This is a genomic window from Pontibacter silvestris (assembly GCF_020907275.1).
GTDB lineage: Bacteria > Bacteroidota > Bacteroidia > Cytophagales > Hymenobacteraceae > Pontibacter > Pontibacter silvestris.
The window spans coordinates 16,528-31,826 of sequence record NZ_JAJJWI010000008.1 but is presented as its reverse complement, the minus strand read 5'-3'; the positions used below and the strand labels follow the sequence as shown (position 1 = coordinate 31,826).

17 protein-coding genes are annotated in these 15,299 nt (G+C 42.1%); 9 read left to right on the top strand and 8 right to left on the bottom strand.

Annotation, left to right across the window (positions count from 1 at the left end):
• The 3 genes from LN995_RS08855 to rimO all read left to right on the top strand — a co-directional run bounded on the left by LN995_RS08855 (window position 1) and on the right by rimO (window position 3,037).
• Window positions 1–543 (top strand): carboxypeptidase regulatory-like domain-containing protein, encoded by a 543-nt coding sequence (locus tag LN995_RS08855; RefSeq protein WP_229960466.1) that lies wholly within the window; start codon window positions 1–3, stop codon window positions 541–543.
• 419 nt (window positions 544–962) lie between these two features.
• The gene (locus LN995_RS08850) at window positions 963–1,400 is read left to right on the top strand and encodes a hypothetical protein (RefSeq protein ID WP_229960465.1); all 438 of its coding nucleotides are present in this window, start codon (window positions 963–965) and stop codon (window positions 1,398–1,400) included.
• Between the two features lie 323 nt (window positions 1,401–1,723).
• Entirely contained in the window at window positions 1,724–3,037 is a 1,314-nt protein-coding gene (gene rimO / locus LN995_RS08845; protein WP_229960463.1) for a 30S ribosomal protein S12 methylthiotransferase RimO, read from the top strand.
• A gap of 105 nt (window positions 3,038–3,142) precedes the next feature.
• Here rimO and LN995_RS08840 read toward each other — a convergent pair whose 3' ends face one another.
• Window positions 3,143–3,523: a PH domain-containing protein gene (locus LN995_RS08840; protein ID WP_229960461.1), complete on the bottom strand. Its 381-nt coding sequence runs from the start codon at window positions 3,521–3,523 to the stop codon at window positions 3,143–3,145.
• 307 nt (window positions 3,524–3,830) lie between these two features.
• Between LN995_RS08840 and bshC the strand changes: the two genes are divergently transcribed.
• Window positions 3,831–5,393, top strand: coding sequence for a bacillithiol biosynthesis cysteine-adding enzyme BshC (gene bshC / locus LN995_RS08835; RefSeq protein WP_229960458.1), 1,563 nt, complete (start codon window positions 3,831–3,833; stop codon window positions 5,391–5,393).
• Entirely contained in the window at window positions 5,393–5,971 is a 579-nt protein-coding gene (locus LN995_RS08830) for a 5-formyltetrahydrofolate cyclo-ligase (protein WP_262910449.1), read from the top strand. Before bshC ends, LN995_RS08830 begins: the two co-directional genes overlap by 1 nt.
• On the opposite strand, the gene LN995_RS08825 is transcribed toward LN995_RS08830, so the two are convergent.
• Both LN995_RS08825 and LN995_RS08820 read right to left on the bottom strand, forming a co-directional pair.
• The gene (locus LN995_RS08825) at window positions 5,968–6,933 is read right to left on the bottom strand and encodes a hypothetical protein (protein ID WP_229960453.1); all 966 of its coding nucleotides are present in this window, start codon (window positions 6,931–6,933) and stop codon (window positions 5,968–5,970) included. The genes LN995_RS08830 and LN995_RS08825 overlap by 4 nt on opposite strands.
• Window positions 6,934–7,255: 322 nt before the next feature.
• Entirely contained in the window at window positions 7,256–7,552 is a 297-nt protein-coding gene (locus LN995_RS08820) for a hypothetical protein (RefSeq protein ID WP_229960451.1), read from the bottom strand.
• A 335-nt stretch (window positions 7,553–7,887) separates the two neighbouring features.
• Between LN995_RS08820 and LN995_RS08815 the strand changes: the two genes are divergently transcribed.
• Both LN995_RS08815 and LN995_RS08810 read left to right on the top strand, forming a co-directional pair.
• On the top strand, window positions 7,888–8,112 hold the full coding sequence (locus LN995_RS08815) for a type 1 glutamine amidotransferase family protein (RefSeq protein ID WP_229960449.1): 225 nt from the start codon (window positions 7,888–7,890) through the stop codon (window positions 8,110–8,112).
• A gap of 7 nt (window positions 8,113–8,119) precedes the next feature.
• Complete coding sequence (locus LN995_RS08810) at window positions 8,120–8,272, top strand: hypothetical protein (protein ID WP_229960447.1); 153 nt, start codon at window positions 8,120–8,122, stop codon at window positions 8,270–8,272.
• Between the two features lie 161 nt (window positions 8,273–8,433).
• On the opposite strand, the gene LN995_RS08805 is transcribed toward LN995_RS08810, so the two are convergent.
• The 4 genes from LN995_RS08805 to mnmD all read right to left on the bottom strand — a co-directional run bounded on the left by LN995_RS08805 (window position 8,434) and on the right by mnmD (window position 12,525).
• Complete coding sequence (locus LN995_RS08805) at window positions 8,434–9,498, bottom strand: DUF748 domain-containing protein (RefSeq protein ID WP_229960444.1); 1,065 nt, start codon at window positions 9,496–9,498, stop codon at window positions 8,434–8,436.
• A gap of 480 nt (window positions 9,499–9,978) precedes the next feature.
• Complete coding sequence (locus LN995_RS08800; RefSeq protein WP_229960442.1) at window positions 9,979–11,043, bottom strand: alpha/beta fold hydrolase; 1,065 nt, start codon at window positions 11,041–11,043, stop codon at window positions 9,979–9,981.
• Window positions 11,044–11,257: 214 nt separating this feature from the next.
• Window positions 11,258–11,755: a glutathione peroxidase gene (locus LN995_RS08795; RefSeq protein ID WP_229960440.1), complete on the bottom strand. Its 498-nt coding sequence runs from the start codon at window positions 11,753–11,755 to the stop codon at window positions 11,258–11,260.
• Window positions 11,756–11,841: 86 nt separating this feature from the next.
• Window positions 11,842–12,525: a tRNA (5-methylaminomethyl-2-thiouridine)(34)-methyltransferase MnmD gene (gene mnmD, locus LN995_RS08790; protein WP_229960437.1), complete on the bottom strand. Its 684-nt coding sequence runs from the start codon at window positions 12,523–12,525 to the stop codon at window positions 11,842–11,844.
• Window positions 12,526–12,634: 109 nt separating this feature from the next.
• Here mnmD and LN995_RS08785 point away from each other — a divergent pair, with 109 nt between their 5' ends.
• Window positions 12,635–13,063, top strand: coding sequence for an acyl-CoA thioesterase (locus tag LN995_RS08785; RefSeq protein WP_229960435.1), 429 nt, complete (start codon window positions 12,635–12,637; stop codon window positions 13,061–13,063).
• Window positions 13,064–13,084: 21 nt separating this feature from the next.
• A complete protein-coding gene (gene rlmN, locus LN995_RS08780; protein WP_229960433.1) occupies window positions 13,085–14,158 on the top strand; it encodes a 23S rRNA (adenine(2503)-C(2))-methyltransferase RlmN in 1,074 nt (357 codons plus the stop codon).
• Window positions 14,159–14,231: 73 nt separating this feature from the next.
• Here rlmN and LN995_RS08775 read toward each other — a convergent pair whose 3' ends face one another.
• Window positions 14,232–15,215, bottom strand: coding sequence for a YihY/virulence factor BrkB family protein (locus LN995_RS08775; RefSeq protein ID WP_229960430.1), 984 nt, complete (start codon window positions 15,213–15,215; stop codon window positions 14,232–14,234).
• Window positions 15,216–15,299 lie beyond the last annotated feature (84 nt).

Sequence of the window (15,299 nt, the reverse complement as noted above, 5' to 3'; positions counted from 1 at the left end):
ATGTTCAAGCTTTTGCTGCTTTCTCTGGTGCTACTACAAAATAACTGTAGCAGCTCAAGACCAGGTTCTCTGAATCCAAATCAACAGGAAGAAATGGAGAAAGCAGGAGCAAATGCAGAGCCGGAACAAACAAAAGTTGTGGGTGTTACTGAGCAGGTACCTATAGCACAAGGCATAACGGGCAAGGTTTTATGGGTGTCAGGAAATAAGATGCCCTCACCAGATGCCCCTCAAAGTAGTGGCCGGCGCGGCATTCAGCGCACGCTCTACATCTACGAGCTTACCAACAGCAGACAAGTCACTACAATAGATGGTGTTTTTCACATCGATATCCAGGCAAATTTAGTCACACAGGTTGTTACAGATGCAAGCGGCAACTTTACGGTTAGCTTGAAGCCTGGCAGGTATAGTCTTTTTACAAAAGAAGACAAAGGCCTGTATGCCAACCTCTTTGATGGGGAGAATAATATCTTCCCTGTAAAAGTAGAGGAGGGGCAGGTAACAAACGTAGAGTTTCTGATTAATTATAATGCACATTATTAACTAACGCTACCTAAGGCATGAAAGTAGTGTAAAGATAGCCCTCCTTTTGAAGGTGTAGTTGCGCTATTTACTTACCACACTTAAGTTATGAATCTATGGATTCATAACTTAAGGCAGTGTAGAGCTTAGCCTCTGGACAGGTTCGATGAATCAAGGGGAACAGGCTGTATGTAGATTATTACGCTGTTAAAAATTATCCTTTACCTAATAAATGTTAGTTAAAAACTTATTAAGGTCAGATAAGGCTACAGTTTGCCAAGGTCTATAAACCGTTGTTTCCGCTACCAAACGCATAGTGCTTCTGGGAAAAGTTGTATAAATAGCAGAAATCAAAATAGATCAGGTAAGGCGATGATATTACATAAAGTTATCAACAATGGTTAACAAGTTAGGACTCTCTTTCAGAACTAATGTGTGAAATGAATGTTGTCAAAGATGACTTGATGGAGCTTGCCTACATAGGTGCCCAAAGTACACTAAGCGTAAAATGGTCGGATGATCTAAGTGTAGAATCCTCTCTGTTTTTCCAGACTATTGTTTCTTTGTTTGCTACTATTCAAGAAAGAAAAGTAAGGAATCTGGTAATAGATTCGGGTATTCCTTCTGGTGGTGTACTTACCGAAGAGGTTATTCATTACTTTGTTCAGCATATCCCTAACACTCCTCTGCAAAACATTGCTATTCTGGAGTCACCTGATTACCTATGGGACAATAATTTGTACCAAGTTATTAGCCTGCTTATTACCTCTTACAATTTGCCTGTTTCGGTTAAATTGATGAAAAGTTTGGCTGCCAGCCAAGAGTGGTTTTCCCAGCCTTTGCAGGGTAAATCGTTAGTGGCTAAAGCTAAGAGATAAGTGATGGTTTGTAAACGGTTTTAGTACTGGCTTATTTCTGTTTCATAAAGCTCGTTTGCAGTTAAAGTCTTCTCTACGCGTAAATCCAGTTGAGCTTGATTTGGAGCAATGCTATCTTTGGTATATTCCTTTCTGTTTCAGGGAGGTATCTTATATACGTGTAAGCTAAATCAATCAAATACAGTAAAAGTCAGTTGCTTTCAGTTATTCTTTTATTTGCCAAACAAGTCGTACCTTTGCAAGCTGGTTTCTAAAACGAACCATTATGGCTTGATAAAGGTTTTTATCAGTTGTAGCGCATTTCATTAAATAAACGTATATAAGTGAAAGTAAGAACACTTAAAAAAGATAAGGTAAACGTAGTTACATTGGGTTGCTCTAAAAACCTGGTGGATTCCGAAGTGCTGATGGGCCAGCTGCGCGCCAATGATATGGATGTGGCGCACGAGTCTGACAAAGACGATTCCAATATTATTATTGTCAATACCTGTGGCTTTATTGATAATGCTAAGCAGGAGTCTATTGATACAATTCTGCGTTATGCTGATGCAAAAGAGGCAGGCCAGATTGATAAATTATATGTGACAGGTTGCTTGTCGCAACGTTACAAAGATTCACTCGAAGAGGAGATTCCGCAGGTAGATGCTTTTTTTGGGACATTAGAAATGCCTGCGTTGCTTAAAAAACTGGAGGCTGATTACAAGCACGAGCTGATAGGAGAGCGCCTGATTACGACACCATCTCATTTTGCATATTTTAAAATAGCTGAAGGTTGTAACCGCCCTTGTTCTTTCTGTGCTATTCCGCTAATGCGTGGCAAGCACGTAGACCGCCCAATTGAGGATCTGGTAAAAGAGGCAAAGCGATTGGCAAGCATGGGTACAAAAGAACTTATACTGATAGCACAAGACCTGACTTACTATGGATTGCAACATTATGGTGAGCGCAAACTGGCTGATTTGCTTCGCAACCTTTCTGATGTAGACGGCATTGAGTGGATCAGGATGCAGTACGCTTATCCCTCGCAGTTTCCGATGGACGTATTCGATGTGATGAACGAGCGCGAGAATATCTGTAAGTACTTAGACATGCCTTTGCAGCACATCTCAGATAACATGCTGAAGAGCATGCGCCGGGGTATCAGCAAGCGCAGAACAATTGAACTGGTAGATTCGATACGTCAGCGTGTTCCTGACATCGCCCTAAGAACAACGTTGATTGCTGGTCATCCAGGTGAAACTGATCAGGATTTCCAGGAGCTATACGATTGGGTGGAGGAAACCCGCTTTGACCGTTTAGGTATTTTTACCTATTCTCACGAAGAAAGTACGCATTCTTTTACTTTAGAAGATAACGTGCCGGACGAGGTAAAACAGGAGCGTGCTGATGCTATTATGGAGCTGCAGCAGGGGATTTCTGTAGAGCTTAATGAAGAGAAAGTAGGTAAAACTTATAAAGTGCTGTTTGACCGCAAAGAGAGTGGCTATTTTGTAGGCCGTACACAATATGACTCTCCTGAAGTTGACAATGAAGTGTTGGTACCGGCAGATAGCAATTACGTACGCTTAGGCGATTTTGCCAATGTGAAAATTACAGATTCTTCTGACTTCGACCTGTATGGGGAGGTGGTACTATAGACATTAAATAGAGTATACAGTACATAAGACGTAAACAGAGCGGGAGCGGTATGACAAGGGGAGCCTGTCATACCGCTTTTTGCTTCGTACGTATATTGTAAATAACTATTTCAGCACATATTTGCTCAACACCCGGTAAGCCTCATTTATATTATCACCTTTTCTGAATTCCTGCTTTATAGTTGGAGTAGATTCTCCTGTGAGCCATATTTTTAGTTCTGCATCAAAGTCCATCATGCCGGCACTTTCTTTCGAAAACATTTTAATGCTACCGTAAGGGATACTTTGGTAGTCAATTTTAGAGCCTGTGATACCTTGCTTGTACACCATAATAAGACGCTTGTTCGTAAACACCAGCATATCACGAATTAGTTTAAATGCCTTCTCGATTTGCTCATCTTCCAGAAGAATCGGGTGAAACTCCTTCCTTATTTTTTCTATAGACACTTCTGATGCGTGCCCCATTATGCCGTTTAGTAATCCCATGGTTGTAATGCTATGTTTAAAGTTGTTAATAAGTATAGCCCTTTATTCAAAATAAGTTTAGGGAATACTTAACAAAATGCGGTTTAGGAACGTCTTGGTCAAAAGACAGGAAGATATAATACCTTCTTCTAGCCCCTAATTACCGTTTTCTTTCTTAATACGAAACATCATCTGCAAAACTGAAAATAAAACGGTTACTTTGTGTAGCGACATGCAAATGTTTAAACTGCGCTGAAACCCATTTCTAAAACAGGTGTTAAAAAAGTTAACACACATCTTCAACACATTGCAGATGGAAGTAACAGACATGAAAATAACAAAAATAGAATACGCTGCTACTGGCGCATTCTCCAAAACCATAACTGATTATCTCTGTCGTAGCGAAAAGCTGCGACCATTTTACAACCACTTCCCGAGCTTAGATGCCTTTGAGGCACAAATAAAGGAGAAAAGCTTCAGTTTAGAGCAACGCCAGGCCTTACACAAAGCACTGCAAAGGCAGTATAGCTCCATAGCAGAGGTTAACCCAAAGGTAAAGCAGAACATTAACCTGCTGCTTGAGCCCAATACTTTTACTATCACGACAGGCCATCAGCTTAACATCTTCACAGGGCCATTGTATTTCGTCTATAAGATTATTACGGCCATCAACTCCTGTAAGCAGCTTAAAGAAAAGTATCCGGACTATAACTTTGTGCCGGTGTACTGGATGGCTACCGAAGACCATGATTTTGCTGAAATCAACCACTTTAATCTGTTTGGGAAAAAACATACTTGGGAAACAGAGCAGTCAGGTGCGGTAGGGAGATTTGCTACTGAAGGCCTTGAGCAAGTGCTGGAGGAACTGCCAGAAGCATATCCAGTTTTTGAAGAAGCTTACCGAAAGAGTAACAACTTAGCTGATGCTACCCGCGCTATTACACATGCTTTGTTGGGCGAATATGGCTTAGTAAGTGTGGATGGCGATGATGCAGAATTGAAGCGGGCACTAATACCTGTAATAGAAAAAGAGCTGACAGAAAACCTTTCAAACAAGCTGGTAGAGGAGGCAAATGCGCAATTAGAGACACTCGAATATAAGCCACAGGTATTCTCGCGTGAAATAAACCTGTTTTACCTGAAAGATGGACTTCGTGAGCGTATTGTGCAGGAAGATGGAAGATATAAGGTACTGAATACAGATATCAGCTTTAGCCAGGAAGAAGTATTGCAATTGGCCAAAGAACATCCGGAGCAGTTTAGTCCTAATGTTATATTGCGTCCTTTGTTTGAAGAGTTGATACTGCCTAACCTGGCTTATATTGGTGGTGGAGCGGAAGTTGCTTACTGGTTCCAATTGAAGAAAGTGTTTGAGGCATACCAGGTGGCCTTCCCAGTGCTGATGCTGCGTAACTCTGCGCTGTATATTAACCGTGGCAACGCTAACCGCATGCACAAGCTGGGCTTGCAACCGGAGGAGCTGTTTCAGGATTATCAGGATCTGAAAAAATATATGTCTTCGCAGCTGCACGAGAAGGACATTGACCTGGAAGCACAGCGCCAGACTGTTGCTAAAGTCTTTGCAGAGGTAGAGAAACTGGCAGAGAATATTGATCCGACTTTGGTAAAAACGGTGGGGGCTGAGGCGCAGAAAGCGCATAATGCGTTACAGATGTTGGAGAAAAAAATATCTAAAGCACGCGACAGTAAGCACGAACAGACGTTTAAGCAGTTGGAAAACCTGAAAGATAAGTTGTTCCCGAACGGTAGTCTGCAGGAGCGCTACGACAACCTGCTCACTTACAAAACAAATAACCCTAATTTTATAGCTGCCCTGGTCGAGGCTTTTGACCCATTCGACCTGAAGTTCACGATACTGGAAGAAGAGTAATGCTAAAGGCAGAGCTACGGAAACAAATGCTACAAAAGCGGCAGGCACTTGCTGCAGAGGAAGTGCAGCTGCGTAGCCAGCGTATAGCCGATCTGTTTTTTCAGCACTTTGCGCTACAGCCGGGGCAAATGGTGCATGTGTTTCTGCCTATCTTAAAGAACAACGAAGTAAACACCTGGCTCATTATTGAACAACTATGGCGGGAATACCCGATGGTGCGGGTAGCGGTGCCAGTAACAGATGTAGCAAAAAACGTACTTTCGCACCACCACCTGACAGAAGAGGCTGTATTGGTGGAAAATACCTGGGGCATTCCAGAGCCACAAGATGCACACGTTATACAGGCACAGGAGGTGGATATAGTGCTGCTACCTCTGTTGGCTTTCGACAAAAGTGGTCATCGGGTAGGTTACGGCAAAGGCTTCTACGACCGCTTCCTTGCCGGTTGCCGCCCCGATGTGCTAAAGGTAGGCTTGTCTCTTGAGCCTCCTGTGGAACAAATAACTGACACCAATCTGTTTGATGTGCCACTGGATGCAGTGGTGATGCCGGAAGGGGTTTGGAGAAAGGAAATTTAAAATAGCTTTAGCTGTCTGTCTTCAGGTTCATTTGAAACAATCTCTACAAACCTGAACTTTGGTCTTTTCTCTATAAACTCTCCTGTTCTTTTGTCTAGCCTGTCTATAAACCCTTTCACTGTTACATTAGTGAACAGTGTGCCTTTAAAAGACTTAATATTTCCTTCGTTAGGGTAACATGTCAGTATGTGATCCTGGTAAAGAAACCCCATTGTGTTAGAATGTTCATTGCCTCTGGTGATATGCCCCTCCAGTTCTGCATAAGTATTATGAGCAAGCTCAGGAAAAAGTACTTCGTCCTCATCTTCATGAGGAATAAAAATAAACTTCTCACTGCTATTGATGCGCACATAGTTCGATTCTTTACCATCATTATAGCCTATGATTAGTTGACGTTCTTCTTCTATAACTTTAGCTAGTCTGGTAAACAGGTCATTAGGGCAGCTAGCAAAAGCTTTCAGGTATTGGGTAGGTACAAGCAAAATCCTGCCATCAGTGTTTATGATGCTTACTTTATTGTCTCCTGAATATTCGAGGTGCTCAACTTTTTTTCTGGTTAAGGAGCCTAAGTGTTTTGCTATTTTAATAACCCAGGTCATGCTCTTAAAGGCATTCTTAAAAAGATCTTTAAAACCAAACTCATTAAAGCCTTTCTGTGCAACTTCGTTTAATGCAGTATCAAAATACTTACTTGCACCCCATGATAAAGTAGACTTAAGTAACACAGTATCGAAGTTTTCCATAAACACAGCTTCCCAGCTTCCTTTCTTTATGCTAACTGGTATTTCGAATTCTGCTTTTTGTAGAGAAGAGTCTTCCTGGTACAAGAAGTGTCTCAATGCCTCATCAATACCCAACAATGCTTCACCAGCTTTCCTTGCATCCAGAAATCCATCTTGTACTAAGGTTCCTTCATATTTTATATAAGCAAAAGCTTTAGTGGGTTCGCTATTTGTATGCATTGTACTTTATATGATGATTGAGAATAGCTTTAGTTATTCCAAGATACTTATTGTTTTATACTATGTAAGATAAATTATAGCTTATCTAAAATGGTACCAGGTATTTCTGCTGGATGCTTGGTAAAAGCTAGAATGATGGGGGCACAAGGTTCTAAGAAGAGAAGTTAGCAGAGTTAAGTCAGCAGAAAGTTTAGAGGCAAAGGTCAAACCTAATGTAGCAGTACTTATTATACCTGCTGTCTCACTTGCATTGCTTTAACAGCTAAAACACACAAGCCTATCCAGCGTAGCTGGATAGGCTTGTGTGAAAGGCAATAGTAAATTATCCTTTATAAACAATATTAAACTTCTGCAGGTCCTTTACAGGCCCAAACTCTGCTCGCTCTATTGTTTTTCCTCTTCTCTTTAAATGAACCTCTACAGGAGCCATTGTTCTGGTAATGTCGGAGGCGATTACTTTGCTATAAAACTCTCTTGCCTTTGCTTCTGCACCTTTTTCAAAAGAATGCGTTGACTGGTTTTTATTTACCGGAAGCCCAGGAATAACATGATATGTGTGGCACACCACTTCATACTTTGGCAGGAACGGCTTAATAACTTTTCTTAGTAGAGTTTTCATTATTGTTTATTTGTTTTCGGTGCTTAATAATTGCACAAATTAGTTCTTTATTTTGAAAAACAAAGCATTATGATTACATAAATATATGCTGTGAAGAACTTTGAAAAAGATAATTTGAATACATTTAATTGAACTGTTTATAAATATAATTATTCCTGGTTGTGGGCTTGGTTTTAGGTAAAGTAGAGGAGTACTGACAGCCATTAACTTTTGTTATCCAGCCGCATCACAACAATATCTTCTTTACTCAAATGAAATTGTTTAGGGTATGTTGCTATGCATAAACCAGAACTACAGCGCAGTTCCATACCTCAAAATGGTAGATAGGTTTGGCTATGTCAGCCTATAGCTTTGCTAAGCATTTCGGGGTAGTGCATTTAATAAAACAAGCAGATTTCTTTTTATCTGAAGCAGCGCACCCTTGGAAAGTGCTGACAAAAGCTGGTTATGAAATTGACTACGTTAGTTTGAAAGGTGGTGAGGCTCTTGTTAACGGCTTTAACCTGGAAGACAAGGTGAGCAAGGAGTTCTGGGAAACGCTGAAGTGCCAGGCATACTAAAAGACCTTTGCCGGTACAGAGAAAAGCCTATGTGGCTGCTTTCACCAATGCTGAGGAAGAAGCCAAAGAGCTAACCAATGTAGTGCCATTTTTGCTGGAGGCAAAGAGGCGCCAATCATACACCAGGACCAAACTTTTAGGAGAAGGTAAAAGTCTCTGAAAGGCTGTAACAGGTCAGAACCCCACGTCTGCCAAGCGAGTAGGCGAGGAAGTGGCTAAACTGTTAGGCCAGTCGCTGTAGGCATGGCAAAGGGAGCTGCAAACATCCCACACAATACTAAGTAATGTGGGATGTTTATTTACAAAAATGTGCTAGAGAGTTTAACTATCCTCTGCTGGCGCCTCATTTTGAATGCCTTTGTTGAAAGCCTGGATAAAGGCATGCCTCAATATGTTTAAAAAGGTTTTGGAGGCATCTGTGTCCGGTTGGTTAATATTGCCTTCTATAGGCACTTTAGTAGCTATCTGATCTCGTTTCTGGTTTTCTGCTGCTTCTGAAAAAAGACCTGCAACGGCTTCCCAGGCTGCATGGAAAAAGCCATCTTCTTTCTTGTCCTTCTTCCAGTTCAGGACCTTAACGTTCTCAAAAAAAGGCTTTACAAAACCATTAAGCTGGGCATCCTTTAGTTTCAGTTCACTATACAGGTCTAGCTGCCCCCTTTCCACATCAAACTTGCCATATGCTTTTATAAAGTCATTGATGCTTGTGAGATCTACTTGCGTAAGCTCCATGTCCATGTTGAAGTCAGGAATATCTTTTAGCAGGTTGGCTTTCATTTTTCCTTTCAACGAACCGCCACCAACCGATTTCCCTGTGAGACTTATAGTAGAAGGTAATTCGTTTCCAGCTTCTTCAACATTTGCCAGGTTCAGGGCTGTCAACTGCATGTTGTTTATGTGAAGATCAATATGGGGCTCTGTATTAAAATCCAGATAAGCCAGCTTGCCATTGTTTACCGAGAACCTGTTGATAGTGATAGGTATCAAGTCTTTTACTACTTCTGTCCAGCTGTCTTTAGAAGGTTCTTCTTTTGGTGCAGCTTTCTCTTCTTCGGCAACAATGTTTAGCTGAGGCCTTTCCATTGTTACTTCTCCAACAAGCTTGCCTTTCAATAGCGATTTCCACTCAATCGACAGATCAGTTTCGCTTACTTTCAGAAAAGGATATTTTGGGTTTCCTCCTTCTTCTTCTAATAACAATCCTTCTATTTTATAAGCTCCTCTGTAAAGGTACAGATCAATATCTTCTACATGACCGGAATAGCCAGGTAGTTCATTAAGCGTTTTGTTTACATATTTTTTTACTATGTAAGGGAGCGCAATTCTGATAGAGATCAGCAAAAGGACTACGCCAGCTGCTATTATGAATGATCTTTTGAAGAACATAATTAATGTCAGTTAAAGCAAACAGTAATATCATTAGCAATACGTCTGCAAGATTGATAATGTAATATAGCCGTAGTTAAAAATTAGTTTATCCAGCCTCTAAAGTTTAACTGTTACTATTAATATATTAGCTAATGTAGAAATGTTACGATAGAGCCTAAATAGAGTTAAACTACCTGCGGAAGGAAACCTTTCGCTTTTATTGTTTAAGTTACTTTTGCTCTAACGCATTGATTTTAGGTATAATGCAAAAGAGGCCGTCTCTACTGTAGGTGTAGCTGGCAGAAAGGATGTTATTAATTGCTGAGTTAAAGGCCACTGCATAAATGAAATATCTTTAGGTACAGGCCAGAATACTATACTTGCCAGAAATAAGTAAAATGAAGGCCATAATGTCAGCAGCAGGTACTACAAAACATAGCTAAAAGCCTCACAATACCTGTCAGGCGTTGTGAGGCTTTCTATAAGAGAGGCTGTAACTTAACGAGGAGAGTCCGAAGCTATTATTTTAACTTGGCCTAGTACCGCATTAATGGCCGTAGCAACTTCTTTAGGATGATCTTCCGGTGTAAAGTGGCGGCCATTCGGTATACGTGTAAGCGGTGCATGCAGGGCAGTAGCCAGCTTTTCAGCGGATGACATACCAAGAGGGTCAGCATCTCCCCATACTACATGAGCGGGTGCCTGAATATTGGGCAATTGATCAGCAACAGCGGCTGTATCGTCGGAGTTTAGGTTGCGTAGCTGGTGAGCAAATGCTTTAGGGCCGACAGAACGTGCATAAGGCTGCCAGTGCAGTTCAAAAGAGTTCCAGCGACGTTGTGCACTATCGTGGCCCAGGTTCATAAAACCAGCCAAAAGAACCGGTTTTAGCAGGGGTGCCGGTATTTTATCTATCACAGCGTTCATAGAACGGGCTAAACGTACCAGCGTTACCGGCCAGTTTTTGTAAGCTATGCAATCTACTAACGTTAAGCCTGCGCACAGCTCTGGGTGGTGAGTTAGCAACTGTTGAAGAACACCTCCTCCTAAGTCATGGCCTACAAACACGGCACGGGTTATGCCTTTATGTTGCAACCAGGAATAAAGATACTCAGCCTGCTTCGCAACAGAAATATCGCGGTGTAAGCCTTCTTCCATCGACCAGCCAAAACCTACCAGTTCCCATGCAAAGCATTGTATTCCTGGGCGGGCGACTTTAGGAATAATGTAACGCCAGAGCCTGGGATGAGTCGGAATGCCATGTACCATTACTACCGGAATGCTGCCAGTGCTGTTATCACCATGTTCTTCCCATCGCATATTTATTCCGTCTACCACACCACTATAACTGTTTTCGGGTGCCGCTACATCATCTATTTCAGATGGTGCTGCAGAGGGAGAGGGTTTATATTTCTTTAACAGCCCTTGCCCTAGTTCTAAGGTGGCTACAGTAGTAAGAGGTAGTCGCCAGTTACTACGGCGAGGCAAGGTAAGTGCCAGCCCTGCGGCTACTCCACCAACTACGAGGTGAAGATTTTGTTTAATATTTTGTTTTATTTCCATAGGTATACTTTCTCAGGTGAACTTTACTTTAAAAGTATACGGCTGTGGTTGGTAAGGTTTTGAAGGCGTGCTTCCTGAGATGTTGAAGCGAAGCTGATTTCAAGCAATGGTGTTGCTAGATATGCTCTCGGGTAGCAGTCGCATTGTGTACAAACAAGATGATGACTTTTACCGGAAGTACAGGTTTAGTCCTTCCGATGGTTACGGCCTTGATTCAAGTTACTGGTTTTTTCGCCAGTAGCTTCTCAATATAAGGCTCTATCTTTTCTGGCTTAGTGATAGGGGCGAAACGTTTCACTGGCTTGCCATCTGCATCAAGTAAAAACTTGGTGAAATTCCACTTAATGCGGCTCCCAAACAGCCCTCCCAGCTTTGATTTAAGGTATTTATAAACAGGATGTGTATGATTCCCATTTACATCTATTTTATCGAACATCGGAAAGCTGACACCATAGTTAATCAGGCAACCTTCTTCAATCTCCTTCTTACCACCAGGTTCCTGGTTGCCAAACTGGTTGCATGGGAAGCCAAGTATAACCAAACCTTTGTCTTTGTACTTTTTATAAAGTGTTTCCAGGCCTTCGTACTGAGGAGTAAGGCCACATTTACTGGCAGTATTTACAACCAGAACTATTTTTCCTTTGTACGTCTCCATTGGTGTTTCCTTACCCTGAAGAGAGGTGGCCGATAGCTGATAAAACTCTGATGCCATAACAGTTTGTTTCTTGCTTATTAATGTGTCTATACTCTCAAAACGTACAAACCCGGTAAAAACATGTATTTACCGGGAGCTAAAGCCTAGCCTATTGGTATAGGCTTTACCCCACGCGTCATTTCTCTTTTGCCTGGAGGACCGGGCAGTGCTTCTATCTCAAACCCTGCAGCTTTCAGGCTGCGTTTAAAGGAGCCCTTGGCACAGTAAGTAACTAATATGCCTCCTGGGCGGGTTGCCTTAAAAAGTTTCTCAAACATTTCGTCTGTCCACAGCTCCGGCTGCTTCTCAGGTGCAAAGGCATCGAAATATATAATGTCATAATAAGCTTCAGGCACTACAAACTCTTCCAGTGATTCATGTATCTTTTGCAGGCAGAAGTGCGGAATCAGGTCTTGGGGCTTGTTCCAGGGGCAGGCATGCATCTGCAGGAACACTGTGTACAACTCCGGGTCCAGGATAAATTTATCGAACTGTAGCTGTTCCACAACCTCCGCACTAATCGGAAATTTCTCTAATGTGTCGTACTGTACAAAAACTGCCTGAGCCAAAGCAAACGGATAAGTCAGAATAGCATTAAGGCCTGTGCCAAAGCCAACCTCCAGAATTTTAACATCTTTTTTGGTATTAAGCACATGTTCAAGGCCGTTTTTAATAAATACATGCTGCGACTCCTGCAATGCGCCATGTATGGAGTGATAATGCTCATTTAACTCAGGTACATAGAGGGTGTTTGAGCCATCTTTCGTCTGTCGTATTTCGAGGTGCATCTTTTTGGTATTACCTTGCAAAGGTAAGCATTGTAGCTGCCAGCCGGCAATATATACTTTGTTATTCCGCTTTCGTTTTAAAAATAATTCAACAATAAAGAACTTTGTTATGCCCCGAGTGCAAGTAGATATTCCTGACCACATTCATTTCACAGCCTGCATTCCTGTTCGTATCACTGACCTGAACTACGGGGGGCATCTCGGGAACGATGCCTTGCTCTCTATACTACACGAGGCACGGGTGCAGCTGCTACAATCTTTTGGCTACAGCGAAATGGATTTAGGCGGAGCCAGCCTTATTATGGTTGATGTAGCCATAGCTTATAAAGGCGAGGCCTTTTATAATGATTTACTTACGGTGAAGATGGCTTTCAATGAGCTTAGTAAGTACGGCTTCGATATTACTTATCATGTACTGAGTCAGCATGATAAGGAAATAGCCCGCGCAAAAACAGGTATGTTATGCTTTAACTATAAAGAACGCAAACTAATGCCGTTACCCGATGAAGTAAAGTCGAAAATTGAAACTAAAGCATGAGTAATTTTGTAATTTTGCAGTATGACTTTGATCGCAGACATAAATATATTAAATAAGAAAGACATCCGTAAGCTGTCTTTGGACGACCTGAAAGCATGGCTGGTAGAGCAGGGAGAGAAACCTTTTCGTGCCAAGCAAGTGTACGAATGGCTCTGGAAACACTCTGCCCAATCTTTTGCAGAGATGAACAACGTAAGCCTGGCACTGCGCGAGAAGTTGGAGCAGCACTTTGCCATTAACGGAGTTCAGGTGGCTACCGAGCAGCTTAGTAATGATGGTACTATAAAATCAGCTTTCAAGCTTTACGATAGCAATATTGTAGAGGGAGTGCTGATTCCGCATGATGAGCGCAAAACAGCCTGTGTATCCAGCCAGGTTGGTTGCTCGCTTACCTGTAAGTTCTGTGCCACCGGCTATATGGACCGTGTGCGTAACCTGGATGCGGCAGAGATTTACGATCAGGTGGTGCGTATAAACGAGCAGAGCCTGAAGCAGTATGGGGAGCCGTTAACTAATATCGTATATATGGGTATGGGTGAGCCATTGTTGAACTACGCCAATGTGATGAAGAGCATTGAGCGTATTACGGCTCATGATGGTTTAGGCATGGCTGCCCGACGTATTACAGTGAGTACTGCTGGTATTGCCAAAATGATCAAGAAGATGGCTGATGATGGCGTAAAAGCTAATCTGGCGCTATCACTTCATGCGGCAAACGACGAAAAGCGTAATCAGATTATGCCTATCAATGAGACAAACTCATTAGAGGCTATAAAAGATGCTTTAAAACATTACCACCAGGTAACAGGCCGCAAGGTAACTTATGAATATATTGTATTTGATAATTTTAACGATACACTGCAGGATGCAGAGGAGCTACTGCGCTTCTCAAAAATCATCCCATGTAAAATTAACCTTATCGAGTATAACCCCATTGAAAATGCTGATTTCGTGAATACCGATGACGACCGCCTACAGCAGTTTATCTATTACCTGGCAGATCGTGGACAGCAGGTAAATGTACGCCGCAGCCGTGGTAAAGATATTGATGCTGCCTGTGGGCAGCTGGCAGTGAAACAGAAAGAAACAGCCTAGAATATTGTTTTTAAAACAGAAATAGCTCCTATTAATATATTAATAGGAGCTATTTCTGTTTGGATGCTTTTCATTAAACTCTAGGTCTCTCCTGAAAGCTTCCTTCTGATTTTGGTCTGCCGGTGTTAGTGCTGGTGGTGTCTTTGGGATTGTAGGATACTTCGCGCTCTTCCACAAAAACAGCATGCTCTTTAGGTACAATCTTGCTGCCAAAGCGGTTAGAGTACTGTTGGGTTACTTCTGCACCGTAAAATACTATAAGAGAAGAATAATATATCCAGACCAGAATAATAATAATAGAGCCTGCTGCTCCGTATGCAGAGCCTGGGTTACTATTGCCAAGGTAAAGACCAATCAGGAACTTGCCTATTGTGAAAAGTGCCGCTGTTATAAATGCGCCCGTCCAGGTGTCACGCCATGCAATGTGGGCATCGGGTATGTACTTAAACACAAGTGCAAATAGAAGTGTGATCAACCCTAGAGAAATTGCCAGATCTATGAGCCGAACGACATAAACTCCTAAGCCAGGAATATTATTTGAGATGTAATCGGAAACAAGTGAGATAGCAGTACTGATAAACAGCGATATAAGCAGAAGGACCGAAATACTTAGCACAACTCCAAAGGACATAGCCCTTACTTTTACCATCCGCATAATGCCGCTTTTAGGCTTAACTTTCAGGTTCCAGATGCTGTTGAGCGACTCCTGTAACGTAGCAAAAAAAGTAGTAGAGGCAAAGACCAATGTACCAATACCAACCCACATAGCCCATCCGCTGCTCTCCTGGTTTTGCTGAGCGTTCTGCAATATATTCTGGATACCCTCCGCAGCTTCAGCCCCGATCAGGGAACGCGACTGCTTGTAAAGCTCGCCGGTTACAGCTTGCTCACCAAAAAAGAAGCCTGCCGCCCTGATTACAATCAAGAGCAAAGGAGGTATAGAAAAGATAGCATTGAAGGCTAGTGCCGCAGAAAGCCTTAGTGCATAATCGTCCAGAAACTCAGGAACTGATGATTTTAATATCGTGAAAACTTCACGAGCATTAGGTTTTGGCATAGGTACAGCGGTTGATTGATATCAGATATACTTGTTGGGTTACGGAATGAGAACAGTTAAGTTTGATAATCGTTATTTAGAGTA